This window comes from Lentibacillus halophilus (assembly GCF_039522485.1).
Taxonomy (GTDB): Bacteria; Bacillota; Bacilli; order Bacillales; family Amphibacillaceae; genus Lentibacillus; species Lentibacillus halophilus.
The window spans coordinates 36369-61491 of sequence record NZ_BAAADM010000055.1 but is presented as its reverse complement, the minus strand read 5'-3'; the positions used below and the strand labels follow the sequence as shown (position 1 = coordinate 61491).

General features: G+C 45.5%; 24 protein-coding genes. 22 read left to right on the top strand and 2 right to left on the bottom strand.

What is annotated here, in order from left to right; translation table 11 throughout:
• Positions 1 to 21: 21 nt before the first annotated feature.
• Positions 22 to 1470: a hypothetical protein gene (locus ABDZ72_RS13095; RefSeq protein WP_343753875.1), complete on the top strand. Its 1449-nt coding sequence runs from the start codon at positions 22 to 24 to the stop codon at positions 1468 to 1470.
• Positions 1467 to 1874, top strand: coding sequence for a zinc ribbon domain-containing protein (locus tag ABDZ72_RS13090; protein WP_343753872.1), 408 nt, complete (start codon positions 1467 to 1469; stop codon positions 1872 to 1874). The genes ABDZ72_RS13095 and ABDZ72_RS13090 overlap by 4 nt, the downstream gene beginning before the upstream one ends.
• 46 nt (positions 1875 to 1920) lie before the next feature.
• On the opposite strand, the gene ABDZ72_RS13085 is transcribed toward ABDZ72_RS13090, so the two are convergent.
• Entirely contained in the window at positions 1921 to 3945 is a 2025-nt protein-coding gene (locus ABDZ72_RS13085) for a penicillin-binding transpeptidase domain-containing protein (protein WP_343753870.1), read from the bottom strand.
• Positions 3946 to 4096: 151 nt separating this feature from the next.
• Here ABDZ72_RS13085 and ABDZ72_RS13080 point away from each other — a divergent pair, with 151 nt between their 5' ends.
• The 6 genes from ABDZ72_RS13080 to nagB all read left to right on the top strand — a co-directional run bounded on the left by ABDZ72_RS13080 (position 4097) and on the right by nagB (position 8420).
• Positions 4097 to 4618 carry an RNA polymerase sigma factor gene (locus tag ABDZ72_RS13080; protein ID WP_343753868.1) on the top strand — a complete coding sequence of 174 codons (522 nt, stop codon included), beginning with the start codon at positions 4097 to 4099 and terminating at the stop codon, positions 4616 to 4618.
• Positions 4611 to 5651, top strand: coding sequence for an anti sigma factor C-terminal domain-containing protein (locus tag ABDZ72_RS13075; protein WP_343753866.1), 1041 nt, complete (start codon positions 4611 to 4613; stop codon positions 5649 to 5651). The genes ABDZ72_RS13080 and ABDZ72_RS13075 overlap by 8 nt, the downstream gene beginning before the upstream one ends.
• Before the next feature lie 10 nt (positions 5652 to 5661).
• Positions 5662 to 6147 (top strand): VanZ family protein, encoded by a 486-nt coding sequence (locus tag ABDZ72_RS13070; protein WP_343753864.1) that lies wholly within the window; start codon positions 5662 to 5664, stop codon positions 6145 to 6147.
• 119 nt (positions 6148 to 6266) lie between these two features.
• The gene (locus ABDZ72_RS13065; protein ID WP_343753862.1) at positions 6267 to 6413 is read left to right on the top strand and encodes a hypothetical protein; all 147 of its coding nucleotides are present in this window, start codon (positions 6267 to 6269) and stop codon (positions 6411 to 6413) included.
• Between the two features lie 118 nt (positions 6414 to 6531).
• The gene (gene nagA / locus ABDZ72_RS13060) at positions 6532 to 7695 is read left to right on the top strand and encodes an N-acetylglucosamine-6-phosphate deacetylase (RefSeq protein ID WP_343753860.1); all 1164 of its coding nucleotides are present in this window, start codon (positions 6532 to 6534) and stop codon (positions 7693 to 7695) included.
• Positions 7695 to 8420 (top strand): glucosamine-6-phosphate deaminase, encoded by a 726-nt coding sequence (nagB, locus tag ABDZ72_RS13055; protein WP_343753858.1) that lies wholly within the window; start codon positions 7695 to 7697, stop codon positions 8418 to 8420. The genes nagA and nagB overlap by 1 nt, the downstream gene beginning before the upstream one ends.
• An 80-nt stretch (positions 8421 to 8500) precedes the next feature.
• Here nagB and ABDZ72_RS13050 read toward each other — a convergent pair whose 3' ends face one another.
• Entirely contained in the window at positions 8501 to 9133 is a 633-nt protein-coding gene (locus tag ABDZ72_RS13050) for a YigZ family protein (RefSeq protein ID WP_343753856.1), read from the bottom strand.
• Between the two features lie 324 nt (positions 9134 to 9457).
• Here ABDZ72_RS13050 and ABDZ72_RS13045 point away from each other — a divergent pair, with 324 nt between their 5' ends.
• The 14 genes from ABDZ72_RS13045 to ABDZ72_RS12980 form a co-directional block, all read left to right on the top strand.
• Positions 9458 to 10156, top strand: coding sequence for a response regulator (locus ABDZ72_RS13045; protein WP_343753854.1), 699 nt, complete (start codon positions 9458 to 9460; stop codon positions 10154 to 10156).
• Between the two features lie 102 nt (positions 10157 to 10258).
• Entirely contained in the window at positions 10259 to 11101 is an 843-nt protein-coding gene (locus ABDZ72_RS13040; RefSeq protein ID WP_343753852.1) for a DegV family protein, read from the top strand.
• A 161-nt stretch (positions 11102 to 11262) separates the two neighbouring features.
• Positions 11263 to 12660, top strand: coding sequence for an ATP-dependent helicase ComFA (locus tag ABDZ72_RS13035; protein WP_343753850.1), 1398 nt, complete (start codon positions 11263 to 11265; stop codon positions 12658 to 12660).
• On the top strand, positions 12641 to 13327 hold the full coding sequence (locus tag ABDZ72_RS13030; protein ID WP_343753848.1) for a ComF family protein: 687 nt from the start codon (positions 12641 to 12643) through the stop codon (positions 13325 to 13327). Before ABDZ72_RS13035 ends, ABDZ72_RS13030 begins: the two co-directional genes overlap by 20 nt.
• 157 nt (positions 13328 to 13484) lie before the next feature.
• On the top strand, positions 13485 to 14042 hold the full coding sequence (hpf, locus tag ABDZ72_RS13025) for a ribosome hibernation-promoting factor, HPF/YfiA family (protein ID WP_343753847.1): 558 nt from the start codon (positions 13485 to 13487) through the stop codon (positions 14040 to 14042).
• A 313-nt stretch (positions 14043 to 14355) separates the two neighbouring features.
• Positions 14356 to 14511 (top strand): hypothetical protein, encoded by a 156-nt coding sequence (locus ABDZ72_RS13020; RefSeq protein ID WP_343753845.1) that lies wholly within the window; start codon positions 14356 to 14358, stop codon positions 14509 to 14511.
• A gap of 229 nt (positions 14512 to 14740) precedes the next feature.
• On the top strand, positions 14741 to 17254 hold the full coding sequence (gene secA / locus ABDZ72_RS13015; protein WP_343753844.1) for a preprotein translocase subunit SecA: 2514 nt from the start codon (positions 14741 to 14743) through the stop codon (positions 17252 to 17254).
• Positions 17255 to 17309: 55 nt separating this feature from the next.
• Positions 17310 to 18411, top strand: a protein-coding gene (prfB, locus tag ABDZ72_RS13010; RefSeq protein ID WP_425542387.1) for a peptide chain release factor 2 whose coding sequence is annotated in 2 segments (ribosomal slippage) — positions 17310 to 17372 and positions 17374 to 18411 — 1101 coding nt in all. Because the reading frame shifts where the segments join, the coding sequence is not laid out codon by codon here.
• A 178-nt stretch (positions 18412 to 18589) separates the two neighbouring features.
• Complete coding sequence (gene cccB, locus ABDZ72_RS13005) at positions 18590 to 18958, top strand: cytochrome c551 (protein WP_343753842.1); 369 nt, start codon at positions 18590 to 18592, stop codon at positions 18956 to 18958.
• Positions 18959 to 19291: 333 nt separating this feature from the next.
• Complete coding sequence (ftsE, locus tag ABDZ72_RS13000) at positions 19292 to 19978, top strand: cell division ATP-binding protein FtsE (protein ID WP_343753840.1); 687 nt, start codon at positions 19292 to 19294, stop codon at positions 19976 to 19978.
• On the top strand, positions 19968 to 20861 hold the full coding sequence (gene ftsX, locus ABDZ72_RS12995; RefSeq protein ID WP_343753838.1) for a permease-like cell division protein FtsX: 894 nt from the start codon (positions 19968 to 19970) through the stop codon (positions 20859 to 20861). The genes ftsE and ftsX overlap by 11 nt, the downstream gene beginning before the upstream one ends.
• 31 nt (positions 20862 to 20892) lie before the next feature.
• Positions 20893 to 22200: a murein hydrolase activator EnvC family protein gene (locus tag ABDZ72_RS12990; RefSeq protein ID WP_343753836.1), complete on the top strand. Its 1308-nt coding sequence runs from the start codon at positions 20893 to 20895 to the stop codon at positions 22198 to 22200.
• A gap of 130 nt (positions 22201 to 22330) precedes the next feature.
• Complete coding sequence (locus tag ABDZ72_RS12985; RefSeq protein WP_343753835.1) at positions 22331 to 23776, top strand: S41 family peptidase; 1446 nt, start codon at positions 22331 to 22333, stop codon at positions 23774 to 23776.
• Between the two features lie 166 nt (positions 23777 to 23942).
• On the top strand, positions 23943 to 25123 hold a 1181-nt coding region (locus ABDZ72_RS12980; protein ID WP_343753834.1), incomplete at its 3' end, for a PDZ domain-containing protein.

The following is a 25123-nucleotide window of genomic DNA, read 5'->3' as shown; positions in this document are numbered from 1 at the left end:
GAGATTATGGGAGGGTGTCCGTTGTACTGCAAAAAATGTGGCAAGACATACAATTCCTATCAATTATATTGCCCTCAGGATGGCTATCCGTTGCAAACGACGGGGGATGCGGATAAGGTACAATCCCGGAAATCAAAGCGTTGTCCGGAATGCAGGACGAATTCCGGTCATGAAGCGGCGATGTATTGCACTACGTGTGGCCGTTCGCTCGATACATATGAACGAGCTGGGTCCGCTCCGCAAACATCGTTCAATCCGACGCTTGGCCGGAAAGTATTACCGGGATTGCTAGTATCGACGGGCTTATTGTTCGTTATCAGTCAGTTCATCGTTTTCTATGTTTATCGGGTAACGCAGTCTGTCGGATATTTGCAAGTTCAACTTCCGGTAGACCGGCCGGTACTGGAGTCATTGAATTTTTTGGATGTATCGATGTTTGCCAATCTGACAGGGATCTCTCTTATATTGGAAAATGATGATTTCATGCAGCATATTTCGTATTTTTCCACCGGATTGGGATTTATGGCTGTGATCGCGGTAATCGCTCTCGTAACAGGCGGGTACGTCATAAAACATTGGCATCATGAGGTGACAGCATGGAAAGCGGCGGTGGTTTTCGCAGTCGGGTATGCGGCTTTGCTGGGGGTTATATCCCAGTCCAGTGGCATCTCCCACGTTACGGGTAACAGCCATTACGAGACGTCTCTCACGTTCTATTCAACCAATGCCCTCATTAATGGCGTCATATTAGGGTTTATTTTCAGTTATGCCGGCATGGGTTTGTGGGAGATGCGCCATCGTAAGCCCCGATTGTCTGACGGTGAGCGGGGGATTCGTTATGGTATTTTTACAGCAATGGCTGCGTATGTGCTGATGCTGCTCGTGACGGCATTGCTTCATACGCAATACAATCCGCAGTTGGAAACGGACGGCTCATCGAGTTCGGGCATGGGGTCATCTGTTTACAACAATATGTCGTTTATCGGGAAGATGGCTGGTTTGGCGATCCAACTTGCTACTGGAAATACGATTATTATCAAACGACCCGGACCTGCGCCGAAGACCTATTCCTTTTTGTCCGACGTCTCAGAGGAAGATAAGTCGGCGATTGGATTTGTCATTCCGCCTGATTTTTTTGCGTCTTCACATGTGTTTGTAATGATGGTCCTGGCTGTCTTTTTCATCGCTGCCGGCTTTTGGTTGGCAAAAGGGCACAACGGTTCGCTCCGGTTGGTGCTTGTCTATACGTTTGTCGTGGCAGGTATTATGACCTTTTTTGCCTTTTACACGTCGATGAATCAAGTGTTTCAATCCGGGGAAACCTTTCGTCGTTTTCTCGGGGATGAATCGGTGTTCATGGGGTTCAGATTGCTCCGAACATGTATCATCAGTTTACTCTATGTTGGTGTGACGGCGTCTATTGGTGTGCTTATAAGGAAACTGATTGAGAAAAAAGGTGGGGTACGATGAAGAAACCAACCAATACCAAACAACAAATAAATGACCTGACCTCGACCAAGTCCAAACGGCTGATTGAATTGGGACAGGAAGTGTATCTTGCTTACCGGCGCGGGGAGTCGATTGAGCCGATTGTTGAGGAAAAGGCCAGTGCTGTTCAGGAATTGGATACGAACATTTATGACTTGTTGAAAGAAGCGGGACAGAAAAAAGAGGAACCGGCTGAGTGTACCTGTGGTGCAATGCTTGCCAGGGAGGATGTGTTCTGTCCAGAGTGCGGGAAGGCGGTTAATGGGGAGGAAGAAGACGCGGAGGTGTTGACTGTATGCTGGTCATGCACCCATGAAGTACCGGCGGATGCCGCTTATTGCCCCGTATGCGGCGTCCAAATAGAAATAGGCCGCCCCGATCGTTAATTCGGGACAGCCTGTTGTATCACCGTGCTATGGAAAGGGTCGCATCTCATCGGATGGTTTTCAGAATGTCTGTAACTTTGTTGACGGTATAGCCGCTCGCCCCTTTATCCTGAGTGTCTTTGATCATCATGGCGATTAAGACATTCTGTTTATCAGCTGGGTAGCCAACAAACCATCCGTTTTCTGCGCCGTCTTCCTCACTGGTCCGTTTGAGTTCCGCGGTTCCGGTTTTCCCGGCAATCGGGAAGTCGGCTTTTTGCGCGCCGCCAGCGGTTCCTTTCGGGGAAGCAACGACTTTCCGGAGGGCCTTTTGGATAACGGATGCTTGTTTTTTATTCAGAAGGTTTTCCTTCCATATTTGATTTGTCTCCGTATCGGCGAGCAACGTGGGCTTTATCATATCGCCATTGTTCAAAAAGGGTGTATAGCTCAGCGCCAGATGCAGAGGGCTTATTTGAACTTCCCCTTGGCCGTAAGCCGTATTGGCGAGCAGTATTTCCTCATCAATGGACCCGCTTTGGGAAACAGTTGATTGTTCCATGGCATAGGGGAAAGGGATGTCTTCGCCAAATCCGAATTGTTCAAGCCCGTTAACAAATGTGTCTCCACCCATATCGACGGCTTTCATGGCAAAATAGATGTTGTCGGAGCGGATCAATGCATCCGTTACGTCAACCGGTCCCTGCGATTCAGAGACGCGCCGCACTTTATAATCGCCCCATCCCTCGCCGTTGCTCCACGTAAGTCCGTTAATCTCAATACCTTCTCCGGGAACAATGTTACCGTCAGCGAGGCCGACCGATGCTGTGATCGGCTTCATGGCTGAACCAGGTGAAAATGTTGCTGTAAATCGATTAATCAGCGGGCGTTGCGGGTCGTTCTGCAATTGGTCGTATGTTGATTGGGAGATACCGAATACCCACTTGTTTGGATCGAATGCCGGAGCACTCACGAGCGCCAGGGTTTCGCCGGTTTTTGGATGGATGGCGGCTGCTGTCCCTGCGTTATCGTCATACGATTCGTAGATGGTTTCCTGAATATCGGCGTCGATGGTTGTAACAACGTTTTTCCCGTTTTCCACTGGTTTTTCGGCAATGACGGTTTTGTCGTCGTCAGTGACGGCACGAATGGTCACGCCTTGTTTGCCTTTCAGCCGGTCCTCGTATAATTGTTCCAGACCGCGTTTTCCAATCATGTCATTTTTATCGTAAGCGTTATCGGAATCCATCTCGTCCAGTTCCTCGGCCGTTATTTGACCAATGTAGCCTGTCAGGTGTGCTGCAGCTTTGCCGAGCGGATACGCCCGTGTGGTGGTATCGTGCATTGAAATGGCTTCTATGTTGCGCAACGTGGCCAGCAGGTCCTTCTTCTCATTACGCACTGTCTTTAACGGTACGTGCATGTTCGGACCGACCCAGTCCTGGTTCAGCTTGTTGTTGATCATGTCAGTGGATAGATCGAGAACGTCGGCGATGGTTTGTTTCGTCTCTTCTGGCTGATCCCCAAGCTTTCCAGGGATAATACCGACATCGTTTGCCCTCACATTAAGCGCCAAAGGCAACCGATTGCGGTCCAAAATGTCCCCGCGCTCCGGTTCGGTTATATCGAGGCTGATATCACCGCCGTTTTTGATTTCCGGAAAAATAAACCCCGGATCCCATTTGACATACCAGTTTTCATTGTCATCCTCGCCTTCTTTGATAAGCGTTGCCTGGTAGTCAAAGCTAATCGGTCCGGCAATGGAATTCATTTCAACGGTGAACGGGAATTGCGCGGTTCCTTTGTCCATGGCTTGTTCCGTTTCCTTATCCGACAGGCCATCATAGGTGACATTCAAGTCGGTGATTTGCAAGTCTTTGTATATTTTTTGGTAGCGATCGACAAATGCTTCTGTTGAATACGTATCGGTGGCATTACTGGTCAGCATGTCGTACATCCTGGAAAATGTCTGTTCATTCCAGTGGTCCACGTATGTATCAAAACGTTCCTGCGGTGTTATTTCGTCATCGGAACAAGCAGCGGTAACAACTGTAAATAGAATCATAACGATAAAAGCAGCTGATTTTCTCATAACAATCCCCCACATTAGTGATTGGTTTCTCTTATTATAACATGCGACATACACAAAACCATGGCGGGACAAAAAGATAACAGGAAAAAAGAGATTATTGTAACAAATGGCGGTTTCAATCGTTATATAGGTGAAGGGGGTGGGGGCTGACTTGCAAAAACATACATTCTCGGCGCTGTTTGAACAGCACCAGCTCCCGCTTTATCGCTATTTGCTGCAGATGAGTCGCGACAAAGACGTAGCTGAAGAGCTGTTGCAGGAAACCTTTTATCGGGCGATGGTTTCTTTGAAGGTGAAGAACATGGTCCAGGCCAAAGCGTGGCTGTTTAAAGTCGCCCGAAATCTGTATATTGATCGGACGCGCAAGACAAAGTCCGAGAAGCGGATGGTGGAGCGTGTACAGACAGAACAGATGCACACCAGTAACCTGGGCAATCCCGATGAACACCTGGAACAAATGACGAAGCGGGACCGTATTGAGGAAGTCTTTCATCGCCTGCCGGAACGGATGCGCACGATTTTATATTTGCGGGAAATACAGGAATTCACATATAAAGAAGTGGCAAAGGCGATGAATTTGACAGATGGCCAAGTGAAGACAACATTGCACCGTGCCCGGAAGACATTTCGGTATTATGATCGGTTGCTGAAAGGTGGGGATTCTGATGAGTGATGATAATGGAAACGTGCTCAATGATTTAAAGGGGAATGATCAAAGCAAACTCGACAAAAAGCAAGCACGAAAAATGGTCTGGCGCACACGACTGTCGATTGGGTTCACGGTTATTAGGACATTGCTTCTTCTGTTTCTGCTTTATATTTTGTATATGATTCCGGTCAATATCTATTACGATATGTCCGGCAAGCAGGCGGGGTTTGAGCGGTCCGTGACAACGCTAGTGGAAACGCGATACCCAGGGGTGGAAGTAAGTCAGGAGGGGGGAATCGGTGCAGAAATCAATCCCTTGTTGACACAATCAGCTTCACTGAAGTTATACCGGAATGTCGGTGAGTGGGACGTCGTTCTCGGTGAAGTGGAGGCTAAAAAGCGATTGTTTGGTGACGTCCATGTTACAATGGACATCGACAGCAAGTATTTGAATGGCAATGATTTCAAAGATTTTGCTATTCCACCAAAACTGCTGGGACGCGATTATACGAACATCGAAACCGGCAACAAAGACATGTTAAAGAAACAACTCCAAAAAATTGATGACGGGCATGTCGCCCAAGTGCAGTTTTCTGTGAAAGAAGCGATGAAACCCAAAGCCTTATTGGAAAAACTACAAACCTATGATGTACGCACGTTCCGGATGCCGATTTACGGCGGCGAATTAACAGAATTTGACATTAATTACCACCGAGGTGGCCAAATAACGTTTGCCCAGTCATTGCTGTTGAAGCCGCAAACGGTTTATGATTCGAATAATCGGGTATCTTCATCGCGTAGTGCGCTTCACGAGGATACACTGAAAAAAACAGTGGACCGTTTTTACAAAAATATTGAATGGCTAATGGAGAACAGCAATTACAACGGTCGGGACATCGATCAAAAGCGGATCGATTATATTCGGGAGAATGGCATGCACGTATACGGGGCGGTTGTAACGGGTCCTATTCGTGAGATAGAAAAATTGATGAAGGAAGATGCATTCTATCAATTCCGGCTAGGTGGAATTGAGGTATGGAACTGGTATGAACGTTAGGGGAGTCTGAATGCGAAAATATGCTTACTGGCTGCTGCCGATGGTATGGATGGGTGTCATCTATTACGCATCGGCAACACCCTATAAAGATCAAGATGTGAAGCCGTTGATGGAACGGACAATGGATTTATCGTTTCTGACGCCGTTTATAGATTGGATATCGTTCACGTATCATCGTTCCGAAGTGAGTGTTGCGGCGTTGGGCGTCAATGGCTTTATCGAATTCTTTATGCGGAAGGGGGCCCATCTTGGTGTCTTCTTTATTTTGATGTGTCTCTTTTTTGTTGCGCTGCGCCGGACGAGCCATCTATCCTTCCGTGCTGTGCTCGTTGTATCGTTTTTTCTGACAACTGCATATGCTGGACTAGATGAATTTCACCAAAGCTTCACGAGCAACCGTACACCATATATCGGTGATGTGGTAATGGATATGACCGGTGCTTTTATAGCAGGGCTATGTCTACTTTTTTTTATACGAAAACGGAACAAAATATGATGGTCGTTACGAATGCTGTCGATAGATATAAAAAAATAGAGGATTAGCACGATGTTTTAACAGCATATAAGATTGTGTTGTGCTATAATTTTTTAAGGATAGGAAAAGGTGGTATCACAATGCCAGAACAGGAAAAATATAAACGTTTAATGGAGAAGGTCATACAAGAAACAGATAATGCAACGATTCAATCGGCGGAGGAAATGATTCAAACGCTAGTCTATGAATTGAGCAACGGAACTAATTCAGCAGTGGATCATTCCTGATCGCAAGTGCGCCTGATCCACAGATGGCGTTGGTCAAGGCGAGCAAACTGTTGGTTCCGGTGCAAACTGAGCCACCGATGTGCTACGTGATGGAAACGACTACAAAGGATTGATCCAATTGAACCGTATTTATATTAAAAACGCCGTTATTCATACTGAAACAGACGGCATGATTCAAGGATCGCTGTTGGTAGAAAATCAGGTGATCAAAGCGATATATGAAGAGGAAATGACGCCGCCACAAGAGGCAACGGTGATAGATGGAGGCGGTCGTCATCTGATTCCGGGTTTTATCGATGGACACATCCACGGAGCCGCTGGTTCTGACGTGATGGATGCAACGGAAGAAGCGTTGGATACGATGGCAATGGCTCTACCGAAAGAAGGAACGACAAGCTTCCTTGCAACGACCATTACACAAGCTCCGGAAAACACTGATAACGCATTGGCAAATGCAGCGGCGTATGAATCGAAACGAGGCCAAGCGGAAATGATCGGGGTTCATCTGGAAGGCCCTTTCATCGAAACGAGTAAGAAAGGCGCTCAACCGCTGGAACATATTATGGAACCGAACACAGAACAATTTGACGAATGGCAGCGACTGTCAGGGAATAACATAAAAACCGTCACCATGGCTCCGGAGCTTGACAAAACAGGGGAATTTATCCGCCATGCAGCTGCATCCGGTGTGAATGTTTCGGCCGGGCATACCGATGCTGGTTTTGAATCGATCAAACAGGCGATTCCATATGGGTTAAGGCAAGTCACCCATCTGTGCAATGCCATGAATGGGATTCACCATCGTGATATTGGTGCAGTTGGTGCGGCTTTTCAATTAAACGAGTTGCGGGCCGAACTGATAGCAGACGGGATTCATGTCAGTCCGGAGATGCTCGAGCTGATTTTTTTCAATATGGGGAGTGAACGGCTGATTCTTATAACCGATGCGATGCGGGCTAAATGTCTCCAGCCGGGCTATTACGACCTTGGCGGCCAATCGGTCCGCGTGACGGATGACCGGGCAACCCTTCATAACGGTTCATTGGCCGGTAGTATTTTGAAAATGCGAGACGGCGCCCGGCAAATGCTGCGCTTGGAGAATGCCACTATTGGAAGCGTCGTACAAATGGCGTCGGAAAACCCTGCGAAGCAATTGAATATGTACCATCGAAAAGGGAGTATCAAAGCAGGCAAGGATGCCGATTTATTGCTGGTGGATGATGACCTGACCGTAACACATACCATTTGCCGTGGTGTTCTTGCAAATCAGGAGGATAAATAATGGAAATCATTCGTGCCAATCATTATGACGATATGAGCAAAAAGGCTTGTGAGCAAGTCGTTGATCAAGTGAGGCATTCGGATAAGCCTGTGCTGGGACTTGCCACTGGGTCCACGCCGGAAGGGCTGTACGGTCAGCTGATTGATCAATACCATGAAGGAAATGTGTCATTTCAGCATGTGACAACATGCAATTTGGATGAATATGTCGGATTGACGGCCGATGATCCAAACAGCTATCGGTATTACATGAATGACAAATTGTTCAACCATATTGATTTGCCCCGGGAGAACGCGTTTTTGCCTCGGGGTGATGCGGCTGACCCGGAACAAGAATGCCGTGATTACGAAACGCTCATTCAACAAGCCGGTCAGGTCGATCTGCAGATTCTCGGTTTGGGATTGAACGGGCATATTGGTTTTAATGAGCCCGGCACGTCCTTTGACAGTCGAACGCATGTGGTAGCGTTGGATGAATCAACACGTGAGGCGAATGCACGTTTTTTCCCAACATTGGATGATGTTCCGAAGCGGGCGATCACGATGGGGATTGATACGATTATGGAAAGCAAAAAAATGGTATTGCTCGTTTCCGGTGAAAAAAAAGCCCACGCGGTCAACCAGCTCGTGAATGGGGAGGTTACCGAAGCATTCCCGGCGTCGGTTTTAAAGAGGCATCCCAACGTGGTTTTGATTGCAGACGAAGGGGCGCGATCGCACCTTTAGATATCGCAGCCCCTTTCGAAATGGTCATTCAGTGTGCTGGCACCACTTAACAACATATTCCACGGACTGTGGTGCCTCAGTCATACATCGATCTCCACGTAAGCTGTTCCTCTGTCTTTTAATGTCACTTGGTTACTGGACAAGTTAACGATCCAATTACGACATATCTGCTCGTCTCCGTCGGGGACATAGACGACGAATTCCACGTGTTCTGTATAGTTCACGGCGTCCACTATATAATCCGAATGGCGCAAAGCGTTTTCCAGCTTGCCATGCAGCGTATAGTCCACGGTAATTGATATCCCCTGCATCAGACGGCGCTCCACGATTCCGGCTTTCGCCAAAGCTTGTGATGTTGTGCTGCTGTATGCCCGGATCAAACCACCGGCGCCAAGTTTTATACCTCCGAAGTATCGTGTCACGACGACAGCTGTATCTTTCAAATCTTTTTTCTTTAAGACGTCGAGCATCGGCATTCCTGCTGTTCCACTCGGCTCGCCGTCATCATTGGCTTTCTGGATTTGATTATGTTCCCCAACCATGTAAGCCGAGCAATTATGAGTGGCGTCGTGATGTTTTTTCTTAATCGCTTGAACAAAATCCTGTGCCTCTGTTTCCGTCTCCACGCGTTTAACATAGCCAATGAAACGAGACTTTTGAATAACGACTTGGTCAAAATCCTGTTGTTTTACGGTATAATAGGATGATAACATACTGATTTTTACCTCCCGGGTTTTCTATACTTGATTCTGTTTATGACATGTCTGATTAGATCAATCCGCCTTCAGTAGGGGATCCCGCTGATAAATGTTTGACGTTATGGTTGCACCGATGACAACCCCCTTGGGAAAGGAATGTTTGTCGAATTATTATAACATAAGCTGGTGACAAGGGAGGACACATAAGCTGGAAGAGTCGGAACCGCATAATCTATCATAAAATTCTCTTTTTTAACGTAGATAAGGTATACTATAACCAATTGATACTTTAGTAGATGAATGAAACAATAGAATGATCCTTTGGGAGGAACCTGACTGATGACTACGAAACAGACCAATATTGTACTGATTGATGATCATAAACTATTCCGGGAAGGCGTGAAGCGTATTCTCGAATTTGAACCATCCTTTGCCGTGGTTGCCGAGGGGGATGATGGTTATAGTGCTGCCGATCTTGTCGAGGAGCACGCACCCGATATCGTTTTAATGGATATTAATATGCCACAAATGAATGGCCTCGAGGCAACAACGGATCTTGTTAAACGGTTTCCGGACGTTCGTGTTATTATTTTGTCCATTCATGACGATGATCGTTTTGTGACGCATGCGTTGAAATCTGGTGCGCAAGGCTATTTATTGAAAGAAATGGATTCCGATTCGTTAATAGAAGCGATTAAAGCGGTCCGTGAAGGGGGGTCTTACCTTCATCCGAAAGTAACGCATAATTTGGTCAGGGAATACAGACGCCTGGCCGAGGAAACAGATTTCGGTGCCAGTGTGGCTGAGCCATCCATCAGCTTCCATAAACCGGTGCATCTTCTGACAAGCCGGGAGTGTGAGGTCTTACAGCTTCTTGCGGACGGAAAAAGCAATCGAGCGGTTTCCGAAACACTGTACATTAGCGAAAAAACTGTTAAAAATCATGTCAGCAGCATTTTACAGAAGATGGATGTCAATGATCGTACTCAAGCGGTTGTCTTGGCTATTCGCAAGGGGTGGGTGGATGTACAGATATAGCTAGTTGCCCCTTTTTTTGCAGCTTTTGGAAATGAATGCATGTCTTTGCTTTTTCATATAAAATAAGAGAAAACAGACATGTCTCATAAGGAGAAGGTATTGATGAAAATTGCTGTATTGACGGATAGCACGTCTTATATGCCCGAAGAATTGATGGATCGCTACAACATTCATACTGTGCCGTTAAGTGTCACATTTGGTGATGAATCCTACCGCGAGGGAATCGACATAACAACAGAAACGTTTTACCGGAAAGTAAAGGAATCCAAAAATCTGCCGACAACGTCTCAGCCTTCCATCGGGATGGTCGTTGAAAAGTTGGAAGCATTGGCATCGGACTATGATGCCGTTATGTCGATTCATTTATCCAGTGGTATAAGCGGGACGTATCAAGCGGTCGTCACTGCTGGTGAAATGGCAGAAGGAATCGCTGTGTATCCATATGATTCGGAGTTGAGCTGCATGGCACAGGGTTTTTATGTGGAAGAGGCCGCTAAACTCGCTGAAACAAGTGAATCTCCGGAGCGGATCATTCAGCGCCTTGATGATATGAAAAACAGCATGCGGGCTTATTTCATGGTAGATGACTTGAGTCATTTGCAGCGCGGTGGACGTCTCAATGGCGCCCAAGCGATTGTCGGCAGTTTGCTGCAAGTGAAGCCGATCTTACATTTTGTTGACAAACAAATTGTTCCATTTGAAAAAGTTCGTACCAGAAAAAAAGCGTTGAACCGTATAACGGGCATGCTGGAAGAGGATGCGGCAGACGGAGACAAGCTGAGGGTAGCGTTTATTCATGCGAATGATGAACCAGCTGCCGTCAGACTGAAGGAACAATTTGACGCGGTCTACCCCGAGATGGATACCGTTGTCAGCTATTTCGGTCCTGTTATCGGTACGCATCTCGGGGAAGGCGCTATTGGTGCTTGCTGGTACAAAACGTAATTCCGGGGTTCCTTTTATTGCGCGGTGTGCTGGGACAAAAGGCCTGAAGAAAGCACACTGTTTTTCCAAGCGATGACGACGTCTTAAATATATCGTTCGTATCTAGAAGGTATTTATTTTTGTCCCAGCCTCGATCTTATTTTTGGAAGGAGCGTGACGCGATGAAGCAGAATGAATCGCAGGAATGGTCTCGTCATTATCAAGGAAAATTATTGCTCAGACATGAAATCCATTTGGATGATTCCATCTTTCAACAGCTTCTAGATGCCTCGTATGTCACCCCAATGCCCGCCATTCAGCGAAAATATTTTCAACATGAGTGTCAGCGGTGCGGCAACAGGAAACGATCATTGTTTGGCCGCATTCCTTGCCAGATTTGTCATAAGACTCATATGTACTGCCGCAAATGCATCGATATGGGACGGGTGATGGCATGCACCCCTTTATATCAATGGACAGGCCCTGATGTGACGTGGCCGTGTCATTTGGATGCCTGCACATGGACCGGGACCTTAACGATGGCCCAAAAACAGGGAGCTGATCGAATTGGTCGGGCCATTCAGCACCATGACAAAGAGTTGTTGGTATGGGCTGTTTGCGGTGCTGGCAAAACGGAAATGATGATATCCGGCTTAACAGAAGCGTTCAGGCAAGGGCAACGGGTGTGTCTGGCCACGCCCCGGACAGATGTGGTTCAGGAATTGCTTCCCAGGCTGCAGCAGGCTTTTTCAGGAATCGATATTCAAGCATTGTATGGTGGAAGTAGTAACAAAGAAGGAACGGCGCAGTTCATCATTGCAACGACACATCAGTTAATGCGCTTCCGACATGCGTTTGATACGGTGGTTATTGATGAGGTAGATGCATTCCCGTATACCAATGATCCGTCATTGCCGTTTGCCGTTAGGCGCGCGGTCAAACCGTCAGGCACCACGATCTATCTCACAGCCACACCACGGCAAAAGCACCAAATGCTAATCGCCGCAAAAAAACTTCCCCATGTGTTCGTCCCAGTCCGTTTTCACGGCCATCCATTGCCTGTTCCGATGTTGCGCAAGAGCCGCTCGTTGAAGAAAGATCTCGATCGTTTCCGTCCTCCCGATAGGTTTCTCGAATGGTACAATCGGCGCAAACATCCGGAAAGGCAGATATTGGTGTTTGTTCCATCCATCCATCTCGCTGAAACGCTCGCCGACCATATGGCGAGCGTGCTGGATGATTGTTCTGTTCGGGCCGTACATGCTTCCCACAACGACCGGGAGCACATCATCCAGCAGTTTCGCAACCGGTCATTTCATATGTTAATAACGACAACGATTCTGGAGCGTGGTGTCACGTTTCCCGCTGTGGATGTCGCGGTTTTGGCTGCGGATCATCACGTATTTGATGAAGCCGCGCTAATTCAGATAGCTGGACGGGCTGGCCGGAGCCCACATGACCCGACCGGCGACGTCGTATTTTTTCATAGCGGCAAAACTGAGGCAATGGTGACAGCCATTCGATCGATTAAACAAATGAATCAACGAGGAGGCCTTAGCAATGAATTGTCTATGGTGTGATGAACATATCGTTCCGTCCATAACGTGGAAAACGGTCCTGACGTTGACGGAACCGATGTCTCTTTGCGCTTCCTGTGAACATACATTGGTTGCTTTGACGGGAGAGCGGTGTGTCAAATGCAGCCGAATGAGCGAGGAAACCGTGTGCAAGGATTGCCGACGTTGGGAAAATGATTGGCAGAATGGGGCGGATCCGCTTGCGTGGAATGTATCTGTATTTCAATACAATGAAGCTATGCGGGAGATGATTGCCAGATGGAAATATCGGGGTGATTATTGTTTGGGAGACGTATTTCAACATCCTTACCAGCAGGCGTTCCGGAAGCATTTTTCGTTTTTGTCGAGGAATGCTGTCATTGTGCCGATTCCACTTAGTGACGACCGCCTGAAAGACCGCGGTTTCAACCAGGCTGCACGGCTTGCGGACAGTCTGCCGCGCAAAACCCGGTCGGTATTGATGCGAACACATGGCGAAAAACAGTCCAAAAAAACGAAGTGGGAACGAATCAGCGGACGAAATCCATTTAAGGTGACCGAATCTATTACTAATCCGGTCGTTCTTACGGATGATATTTATACAACCGGAACAACATTAAGGCATGCCGCGTTTGTACTGAAGCAGAATGGCTCTCCTTCAGTCTATGCCATGACACTGATCAGAGGATGAAGCGGCCGTTTGAAAGAGTGAACGCCATGAGTTCATTGGCAAATGCCACCGGATCTCTATTAATCTTTGTTTTTTCATATATAAAATTGTTTGCAAAGGAGGAAATATAGATAAAAATATAGTATAATACCCATATAAGGTGAAAGGAGGATACGTTATGAAATATAATATTCGTGGTGAAAACATCCAAGTAACGAAAGCCATAGAAGAATACGTGGAAAAGAAAATCAGTAAGCTCGAACGGTATTTTGATACACCGCCTTCATCTGATGTACATGTCAACCTGAGTGTTTACAATGACGAACAACGAATTGAAGTAACCATTCCCATGACAGATTTGCTGCTCCGTGCAGAAGTGCAGCATGTGGACCTCTATGCGGCTATTGATCTTGCTGTGGACAAATTGGAACGGCAAATTCGCAAATACAAAACAAAAGTGAATCGCAAATTCAGACAAAAAGGTGCACCGAAACATATTTTTGCTGAAATGGAAAACGAAGCACAAAATAACAATCAACAGGACGAATCGGACGATATTGAGATCGTTCGTACAAAAAACTTTGATCTGAAGCCAATGGATTCCGAAGAAGCGGTCTTGCAAATGGATATGCTGGGTCACGCGTTTTATGTATTCAACGATGCGGATTCCGGCAACACCAATGTCGTTTATCGCCGCAAAGACGGACGATATGGTCTGATTGAACCCAACAGTTGAATAAAGCGTTCGAATACCCGGGCGGTTCCTGTATGCATACACATGGGACCGCCTTTTAATATTCCGCACGTTTTAAAAAAACAGGTCCCGATTGCAAAGGGTTGTCGAAAAATGTTATTCAACGTGCCAAATTTCACTTTTAGTTTGTAACATAGCCGTCATTTTTACGAACCATGCTGCAAATAGGGTCTGAAATAATGAATGTATTGTAAAAATGTGTCGAATGGCAAACAAAAATTCAAAAATGGCTATTAGCGCCGGTTCTCCGTTGTATGCTATAACTAAAATACACCATTTGAAAGGAGCTTTTGATGTGAGTGGATGCAAATATGATGAACTCGCTAGAAAGGTCGAACAACATGAACAGACCATAGCCCAATTATTGGAAATTATTGCATCGACCAATGCCAGGCTTGCCGAATTGGACAGGAAGCAAAAAGAGCAGTCATACAGTCATTCACTTACATAAGCTTCCCTTTGATCACCTTCACGCAGCCTCTAGTATCCCCGCCAGGAAGAACCGTTCACCCCCGGACGGTTCTTCCTTTTTAATGGTTCTCCAAGCATTCTGACAGCTTCTTGGCGACGTAACGGCCAGTGTGGCATGAGTTGTAACAAACCAAGGGATGCGTTATGATATAAAATGGATTATAATAGGTTACGTCGCTTATGTTGAAATCCTATAAGGAGCGTTTTATATGGCTGGATTATTGTCGAAAATTTTCGGGGATGGAAATAAAAAACAACTTACCCGTTTACAGAAAAAAGTTGATCAAATAGAGTCGATGGAATCGGATATAGAGAACTTATCGGATGATGATCTAAAAGGGAAAACGGAAGAATTTAAAGAACGCCATACCAACGGAGAGTCTCTGGATGATCTGCTCGTTGAAGCATTTGCAGTGGTACGGGAAGGAGCCAAACGGGTGCTCGGCATGCGTGCATTTCCTGTACAGCTGATGGGTGCATTGGCATTGCACGAAGGTAATATAGCAGAAATGAAAACAGGGGAAGGAAAAACGCTGGCGTCAACTATGCCGGCTTATTTGAATGCCTTATCCGGAAATGGCGTCCATATTATTACGGTCAACGATTATCTGGCTGATCGTGACGCCAAAGATATGGGCCGATTGTACAACTTTCTGGGCCTGACCGTTGGATTAAACGGTAATGGTATGTCGAAAGAAGAAAAGCGGGAAGCCTATAACAGTGACATTACTTATGGTACCAACAACGAATTTGGTTTTGATTTTCTACGTGACAACATGGTGTTGTATAAAGAACAAATGGTGCAGCGGCCACTTAATTTTGCTATTATTGACGAGGTGGATTCGATACTGATTGATGAAGCCCGTACACCACTCATCATTTCCGGATCAGCACAGAAGTCGGCCACCATGTATCAGCAGGCAAACGGATTTGTCCGGACACTAAAACGCGATACGGATTATACGTATGATGAAAAGACAAAAGGCGTTCAATTGATGGAAGAAGGTATCAATAAAGCGGAACGTTATTTCAATATTGAGAATTTGTTTGATTTGGATCATGTTTCGCTTACGCATCACATTAACCAGGCATTGAAAGCTCATGTATCAATGCAACGTGATACCGATTATGTCGTTGAAGATGATGAGGTTGTCATTGTCGACCAATTTACCGGCCGTCTGATGAAAGGGCGCCGCTATAGCGATGGTCTGCACCAGGCCATTGAAGCAAAAGAAGGGCTGCAGATTCAAAATGAAAGCATGACGCTTGCGTCCATTACGTTTCAAAATTTCTTTCGGATGTATCAGAAAATTTCCGGTATGACCGGTACAGCTAAAACGGAAGAAGAGGAATTCCGCAACATTTACAATATGGATGTTATTGCTATTCCAACGAACGAACCGATTATCCGTGAGGACAAAGCGGATATGATTTATAAATCCATCGAAGGGAAATTCCGCGCTGTCGTTGCGGATATTAAAGAACGATATGAACAAGGCCAGCCTGTTCTGGTTGGTACCGTGGCCGTTGAAACGTCGGAATTGATTTCGAAAATGTTGAAAAAAGAAGGCGTCCCGCATAACGTTTTGAACGCTAAAAACCATTACCGGGAAGCCGATATTATCGAAAATGCCGGGCAAAAAGGCGTCGTTACCATTGCCACGAATATGGCCGGACGCGGTACCGACATTAAACTTGGTGAAGGTGTTCCGGATGTGGGCGGACTGGCCGTCATTGGCACGGAGCGTCATGAATCACGCCGGATTGACAATCAATTGCGCGGACGTTCCGGACGTCAAGGCGACCCGGGTGTATCCCAGTTTTATCTATCCATGGAAGATGATTTGATGCGCCGGTTCGGTTCGGAAAACATGCGTTCCATGATGGAGCGTATCGGTATGGACGACTCTCAGCCCATTGAAAGCAAAATGGTCTCCAGGGCTGTGGAATCGGCTCAAAAACGGGTGGAAGGCAATAACTTCGATGCCCGTAAAACAGTGCTGTCCTACGATGATGTCCTCCGGCAACAACGGGAAATTATTTACAAGCAACGGTTTGATGTCATTGAAGCGACAGAAAACCTTCGTGAAATCGTTGAAGGTATGATCCGGTCATCTTTGGCACGTGTTGTGCGTGCGAATACCCAGGATGAACTTGACGAAAACTGGGAACTGGAGTCGATTATTGAGTATGTTCATGGCAACCTGTTGGACCCCGAGGACATTTCAGTCGCCGACATTAAAGGAAAAGATCCGGATGAAATGATTGACTTCATTATGGGTATTGTGACTCATCGCTATAATGAAAAAGAACAGGAACTTTCCCCTGAGCAGATGCGTGAATTTGAAAAAGTCATTGTGCTGCGGACGGTGGACACGAAATGGATGGACCATATTGATCAAATGGACCAGTTGCGCCAGGGCATCCATTTGCGTGCGTATGGCCAGAATGACCCTCTTCAGGAGTATCAATCGGAAGGCTTTCAAATGTTTGAACAGATGGTTGTTGATATTGAAGACGAAGTGGCCAGATATGTGATGAAGGCTCAAATAAGAGACAATCTCCAACGTGAAGAAGTTGCCCAGAATACACAGGCTGTATCCGGTGGACAGGAAGAAACGAAAAAATCACGTAAACCATATGTGAAAACGGAGACGACTGGCCGGAACGAACCATGCCCGTGCGGCAGCGGAAAGAAATATAAGCATTGCCACGGGAAATAAATAGGACAGGCGCCGAATGCTGGAAATTGTACGAAACGAATAAGAGGTGAGAGAGATGGACTTTGCAGACATTGGAAACGAGATAGGTCGACTAACGACCCGAATTAATGCATTCAGGGGGTCTCTTTGACTTAGATGCCAAACGGGAACGAATAAAAGAGCTGGAGATGCGGATGACAGAGCCGGAATTCTGGAACCATCAGGAAGAAGCCCAAAAAGTGATCGACGAATCAAACCAACTAAAAAGTTACGTGGAAGGCTTTGATGAACTGGAAAAGCAGCGGGAAAACATTGAAGTCTCCTATGAGTTGGTGAACGAAGAAAACGATCCGGAGTTGTTTACCGACTTGGAACAGAGTGTGATTAACCTGCGCCGTGACGTTAATCAATTTGAACTGAACATGTTGTTGAGTGAGCCGTACGACCAGAACAATGCGATTCTGGAACTGCATCCCGGCGCCGGTGGAACGGAATCCCAGGACTGGGCCAGCATCTTATTGCGAATGTATCAGCGCTGGGCTGAACGTAAAGGATTCACCGTCGAAACACTTGATTATCTCCCGGGCGATGATGCCGGTGTAAAAAGTGTGACACTGTGGATTAAAGGGCATAATGCATACGGCTATCTGAAAGCGGAAAAAGGTGTTCATCGGCTTGTCCGAATATCACCGTTTGATTCCTCGGGTAGACGGCATACATCGTTTGCATCATGTGAGGTTACGCCTGAAATGGATGATGACGTCGATATCGAAATCAACGATGAAGATATTAATATGGATACGTATCGGGCGAGTGGTTCCGGGGGACAACACGTTAATACAACCGACTCGGCTGTTCGTCTTACCCACTTGCCAACAAAGATCGTTGTGACTTGTCAGTCCGAACGGTCGCAAATACAAAACCGGGAACGTGCGATGAAAATGCTCCGATCCAAACTGTATCAGCGGGAATTGGAGCGGCAGCAGCAGGAGCTTGATGCCATTCGCGGTGAACAAAAAGAAATTGGCTGGGGCAGTCAAATACGCTCTTATGTCTTTCATCCGTACACGATGGTGAAGGACCACCGTACCAATGTCGAAGTTGGGAATGCCCAGGGCGTCATCGATGGAAATATCGATTCGTTTATCGATTCCTACTTGCGTTCCTTGATTAATTAGAAAATATAGTCACAAAAAAGTCATTAAATGGTTAAATCCCCTGAACGTCTGCTATGTCGGGCGTGTAACGTATACAGTTATACAATTGATAGGATAAACGGTTGGTTTAAAATGATGGAAATGGGTTATAATAATCCGTGATCACCTTTCCAAAATATTACGTAAGGGGGAATGAACCATGAAAAAAGCGTTATTATCTGTTCTCTTCGGCATGGCACTTGTGCTCGGCGCATGTGGCGGCGGAGATGACGGTGGTACCGATGATGGAGGCAATGGCGACAACGGTACGGGTACAGAGGAATCCACCGGTGAAAACGGTGGAACCACCACCGCTGGAGCAGAAGAAATCTTCCAAAACAACTGTGCATCATGTCATGGCAGTGATCTTTCCGGTCAGGTGGGTCCTGACTTGACATCTGTCGGCTCCAAGTATTCGGCCGATGAAATCGCTGATATCATTAAGAATGGTAAAGGGCAAATGCAGGCTCAAGACGTTTCCAAAGAAAACAGAGAGACCGTTGCGTCATGGCTTGCAGAGAAAAAATAATAACCGTACACACACTGATTTGGCTCGTTTTAACAAAAAACGGGCCAAACTTTTTTATGAATATGGAATTTATTTCCAACCAACCCTCCTATTTTCCAATAATAATCGACTTAAACAGACAAATATTACAAAAGTAACAAAAAACGAGGAAATTGAAATGAAAATGTAATATAATTATGTCTAAAATTTCTGCTGAAAAATGTTATAATGGCAATTAATAATAGATTTTGTCGTCATGTATTAAGCAAAAGGACAAGTTGAAGCGTTGCTTACTCTGTTAGTTAGAATCGACATCCAAGTTTAACAACACTACGGGACAAAGGTGAATCATATATGATAGAGATGAACGATGTACATAAAACGTATACCAATGGTGTGACGGCACTCAATGGTATAACGATAACGATTGAGCAAGGTGAATTTGTCTACATTGTCGGACCAAGTGGTGCCGGCAAATCCACATTCATTCGGTTAATATATCGGGAGGCCCAATCATCGCAGGGGACCATTACCATTAATGATATGAATGTGAACAATCTGAAGGAAAAACATGTTCCATGGCTGCGCAGAAGCGTCGGTGTCATTTTTCAGGATTTTAAACTTCTTCCAAAACTGACAGTCTATGAAAATATTGCATTTGCGTTGGAAGTTATCGAAGAATCACCACAAAACATACGCAAACGCGTCATGGACGTGCTTGAATTGGTGGGATTGAAAAATAAGGCACGTTTTATTCCGGACGAGCTTTCCGGGGGTGAACAGCAGCGTGTTTCCATTGCCCGTGCCATTGTTAACCGTCCGAAGATTGTCATAGCTGATGAGCCGACTGGCAATCTGGATCCAGAAACATCATGGGAGATTATGCAAGTCTTTGAAGAAATTAATGCACGGGGAACGACGGTTTTAATGGCTACCCACAGCAGAGAAATTGTCAACGCGAAAAAAAAGCGTGTGATAGCTATTGAAGATGGATTGATCGTGCGTGACGAACATCGAGGTGAATACGGCTATGAAATTTAGAACGATGAAACGTCATCTGCGCGAAGGCATTAAAAATATTTTCCGCAACGGTTGGATGACGGTATCTTCTGTCGGCGCCGTAACAACAACACTTCTACTTGTTGGTGCTTTTCTCGCCTTGATGCTTAACCTCAATCATATGGCGAACGGTCTGGAAAAAGAAGTGCAAATTGATGCATTCATCGACCGTACAGCCTCTGAAGATGACATACAGAAACTCCAGAAGGACATTAAATCCATTGATGATGTAGGATCCGTTGCTTTTTCCTCCAAGGATGAGCAACTTGATCAGCTGATTGAAGGTATGGGCGAAGAAGGTAGCTCATGGAAGATGTTTAAACAGGATAACCCGCTCAACCATGCTTATGTCGTGAAGGCGAAAAATCCAGCTGACACAAAATCGCTAGCCAAGGAGATTAAAGGCTTGAATAACATCCAGGATGTCAACTACGGAAAGGACACGGTTCATCAGCTGTTTTCTTTTAATGAATATGCCCGGAACATTGGCCTCGTTCTGATTGTCGGTCTCGTTTTCACAGCCATATTCCTTATTTCAAACACGATTAAACTTACTATCATGGCCCGGAGCAGAGAGATCGGTATTATGAAGCTTGTTGGGGCAACCAACGGGTTCATTCGCTGGCCATTTTTTGTTGAAGGCATGTTGTTGGGCGTGCTTGGAGCTATTCTGCCGATAGCGGCTGTTCTCGGCGGCTATTATTACTTAGACAACAATATCAGTGATCAAATTCCATATGACTTCGTGGACATACTGCCATTCAGTCCATTCGCGTGGCAACTGTCTTTGATCATTTTGGTTATCGGAGCATTCATCGGTGTATGGGGAAGCGTGATGAGTGTCCGTAAATTCTTGAAGATTTAATAAACAATTCACGAGGAGAGGGGATATGATAATGAAAAAAATGATGGCCTATTCGTTTGCTGCCTTGGTTATTTTCGGAATCGGTCTAACCGACTTACATAACGTATCAGCCGAGTCAACCAGTGACGTGAAGCAGGAAATCAACGAACTGAAAAACAAGCAGGAAAACTTGAACAATAAAAAATCCAATTTGCAAAATAAAAAAGAGAGTACTGAACAAAAAATAAAAGCGAACAAGGAAAATCAAGCCTCTGTTAATAGCGATATTGACCATATTAACAAGGAACTAAATAAAACAAGGCAATCCATTCAGGCAAAAGAAAATAAAATAGCTGAAACGACACAGAAGCTTGAAAAATTGAAAAATCGGATAGACGAGTTGAATGACAAAATTGATAACCTAAAAGAAGACATTGAAAAATTGAAAAAACGGATTAAAAAACGGGAAAAAATATTGAAAGATAGATTGCGTGCTATTCAGTCGAATGGCGGAAATATGAAATACATAGAAGTTATCATGGGGTCGAACAGTTTCGGTGACTTTATCAGACGTTCCTCCGCTGTTAACACCATCATGGAGCAAGACCAGAACATTATGGAAACACAGGTGAAAGAAAAGAAACAGCTGAAAGCGAAACAAACAGAAGTAGAAAACAAGAAAAAAGAAATAGAAAGCAAGAAAACAACGGTCGAAAATAAAAAAGCGTCACTTGAAGATCAGCAGCAGGAACTTGAATCATTGCGGACGCAATTAGAAGAGCAAATGAATGAAAAAGAGGACAAGCTTGGTGAATTGAAAGCGGAGCAGGATCGACTGGAAGAATACAAAATGAGTGTTACTGAAAAACAACAAGCATTGAAAGATCAGGCTGCTGTTATTGCACAGGCAAAGAAAGATGCAAAAAGCAAACTGAATCAATTGACAAGTAATAATCACGGATCGGGCGGAAATGGAATGTTCATTTGGCCGGCGAATGGCAGCTTTTCCTCCGGTTATGGGCCAAGGCCGGCACCATATGGCGATCATTTGGGAATTGACATTGCCGCTTCAACCGGTACAAATATCAAAGCAGCTGCATCTGGTGTGGTAACGAGATCAGCTTATTCCCCGTCCTACGGAAATGTGGTGTATGTGTATCATCCGCAGCATAATAAATCAACCGTATACGCTCACATGTCTGCACGGTCGGTAAGTCTCGGTCAGTCCGTATCCACCGGGGACAGCTTGGGTGCTGTCGGTAATACAGGAGATTCATATGGTTCCCATCTTCATTTTGAAGTCCATAATGGAAAATGGAGTTATCACGGTGGTATTAATCCAATGCCATTCCTTCAATAAACATGAATGCTATTGCATACAGCCTGCATAAGCTATATTATGAAAGGCATCGCACATTTACGGTGTGATGCCTTTTTAGCTTTTTATCATCTATCAGCCATCCGGGAAATTTATCAATTGGGGTGAGAACATGAAACTGCAGAAGCAACATATTGTTATATTATTGTTCGCTGCATTGATTTTGGCATTTGCCGGTGGATTTACCGGTGTGAAACTGGCACAATCCGGTCCGGAACCAGCGGAGGATGAAGCAGACGGACAAACGAATCAGGACAACGGTAAGTCACCGAAGCAAATGGAAAAAGTGTCACGGGCGTATGACATCATTCAAGAAAACTACTTGCAAGATGTGAAAGACAAGCAACTCATCGACGGTGCGATTAAAGGTATGCTTTCTTCGTTGGACGATCCGTACAGTTCGTATCTTGATGAAGAAATGATGAAGAAGTTTAATCAACAAATTGAATCGTCATTTGAAGGGATTGGTGCGGAGGTAAGCATGGTCGATGGCAAAGTTACGATTGTATCGCCAATCAAGGATTCCCCTGCAGAAGAAGCAGGGCTTCGTCCCAATGATCAAATATTAAGTGTTAATGGTGAAAGTGTATCCGGACTTAATTTACAGGAAGCTGTGCAGAAAATTCGCGGCAAGAAAGGAACGGAAGTCGTGATTGAAGTGCAGCGTGATGGTGTTTCTGAACCTTTCGACGTCACCATGGAACGTGATGATATCCCGGTGGAAACCGTCTACTCGAACGTGAAAACCATTGATGGAAAGAAAACGGGTATTATGGAAATAACATCGTTCTCGGATAAAACGTCAGATCACTTTTCCAAGCAGCTGAAAAAACTGGAAAACAAAGGGATAGATGGTTTGGTTATCGACGTCCGGGGAAATCCAGGCGGAATATTAACCGAAGTTGAAGACATCTTAAAAAACTTTATACCTAAGGACACTCCATACGTTCAAATTGAAAATTCAAATGGGAAGATATCCAAATCGTATTCCAATCTGGATGAGAAAAAGCCATATCCAATCAGTGTACTGATTAATCAAGGCAGTGCTTCTGCATCGGAAATATTGGCCGTGGCCATGAAGGAAACCGGCTATGATGTCGTTGGAACAAAAAGTTTTGGCAAAGGAACCGTCCAGCGGGCCCTTTCACTTGGTGATGGAAGCAGAGTAAAACTGACGCTCGCTAAATGGTTGTCTCCAAACGGCACATGGATTCATGAAAAGGGCGTTAAGCCAACCGTGAAAGTGAAGCAACCCCCTTACTATTTCACCAACCCGGTGGAACTGAAAGAGCCGCTGACATTCAACGATACGGGTGATGATGTGAAAACGATTCAGACAATGCTCAACGGATTGGGCTATGAACCCGGACGCACAGACGGCTATTTCAATCATGATACGGAGGCGGCTGTTAAAGCTTTCCAAATGGACCAGGATATGGAGGTTACTGGAAAAGTGACGGATAAAACAGCGGGACTCCTGGAAACCAAATTGGTCAAACACATTCGCAGTGGTGATGATGATAAACAAATGGACAAAGCACTGAACGTGTTGTATTAATAAATAGATGCGGCAGCGTATGAAACCGCTCCGTATGAATGGCTTCCGCGGGTTTTGACGATACTCGCGGTTTCTTTCTTATTTATGCAGGAAAATACCCATCTCATCCCGAATAAAACAAATAAGATTTTAGTATCACAGTAGACAGTTGCGGAAGGTGATTATCATGGCAGAGACGTGGCTAATGGAATTATGGAATGGAATAGTCAGGTTTTTCCTGAATCCGCTCGTTTATTGGACAGTCATCGTGATCGCTTTATCTGGGGTGATGCGGATTCGACAAGAACGGAAGAACTTTGGTCGAAAGCTGTTCCCCCTGTTTATGGAATCACAGCATACGTGGTCTATTGCCATCGGTTTTGGATTATTGTTATCCATTGTGGCAGTGGGGGCCGGTGTTGTTTTTAACAAGCAGATGATGGACGCCGTGGCACTCGTGACGATGGCGCTCAGTCTGACGCTTCGTTTCACATTTCTTTCACCGGTATACACAATAGGGATCAGCTATTTGCTGCTGTTATTTCTTCCGGTTGCGCTTCCCGACCGGATGTTTCCTTCTTCCATTTTCCCGTCCGCAGTCAATTTCACTGGTCTTGGTTTGTTGCTTGCTATACTTTTGATAGCAGAAGCGCTGTTATTGCAAAAAAGTGGCCGGGATACGTCTTTTCCGGCATTGCAACATGGCCGCCGCGGGCATTGGATTGGTGTTCATCATTTTAAAAAAGTAAGTCTTATACCGTTTTTTATATTAATTCCGGAAGGCCCGATCACAGCGTTTGCATCATTTTGGCCGTTGATCTCGATCAACGGAGAATCGTATGGACTGGCATTGATTCCGTTTGTTATCGGTTTTAATCACGCGGTGCAAGGATCATTTCCGAAAAAAGCTGCCGACGCGATGGTACGACCATTGGTGATTCTTGCTATGACCGTATTATTACTGGCCGTTGGAAGTCTTTACGTGGGCTGGCTTTCATTAGCTGCCATCATAACCGGAATCATTGGCAGAGAGTATATCAATTACAGACATCGTCAGAACGATCGGATGAAAGAATCATTTTTTCATAAAAATGAGCGTGGTATCAAAGTGCTGGCGGTTATCCCGGATACACCCGCTTATCGTTTGGGCATTACAGCCGGCGAAACCGTAACAAAAGTTAATGGAACAAAAATCAATAACATGACAGAATTTTATGCAGCCCTGCAACGAAACGGCGCTTTTTTCAAGGTGGAAATAATTGGAGACAATGGGGAAGCTCGATTGCTTCAAAGTGCATTTTACGAGAAAGACCATCACGAGTTGGGGATTATTTCGGCAAATGCGCGTTCCGGGGAGAAAGCATTCCC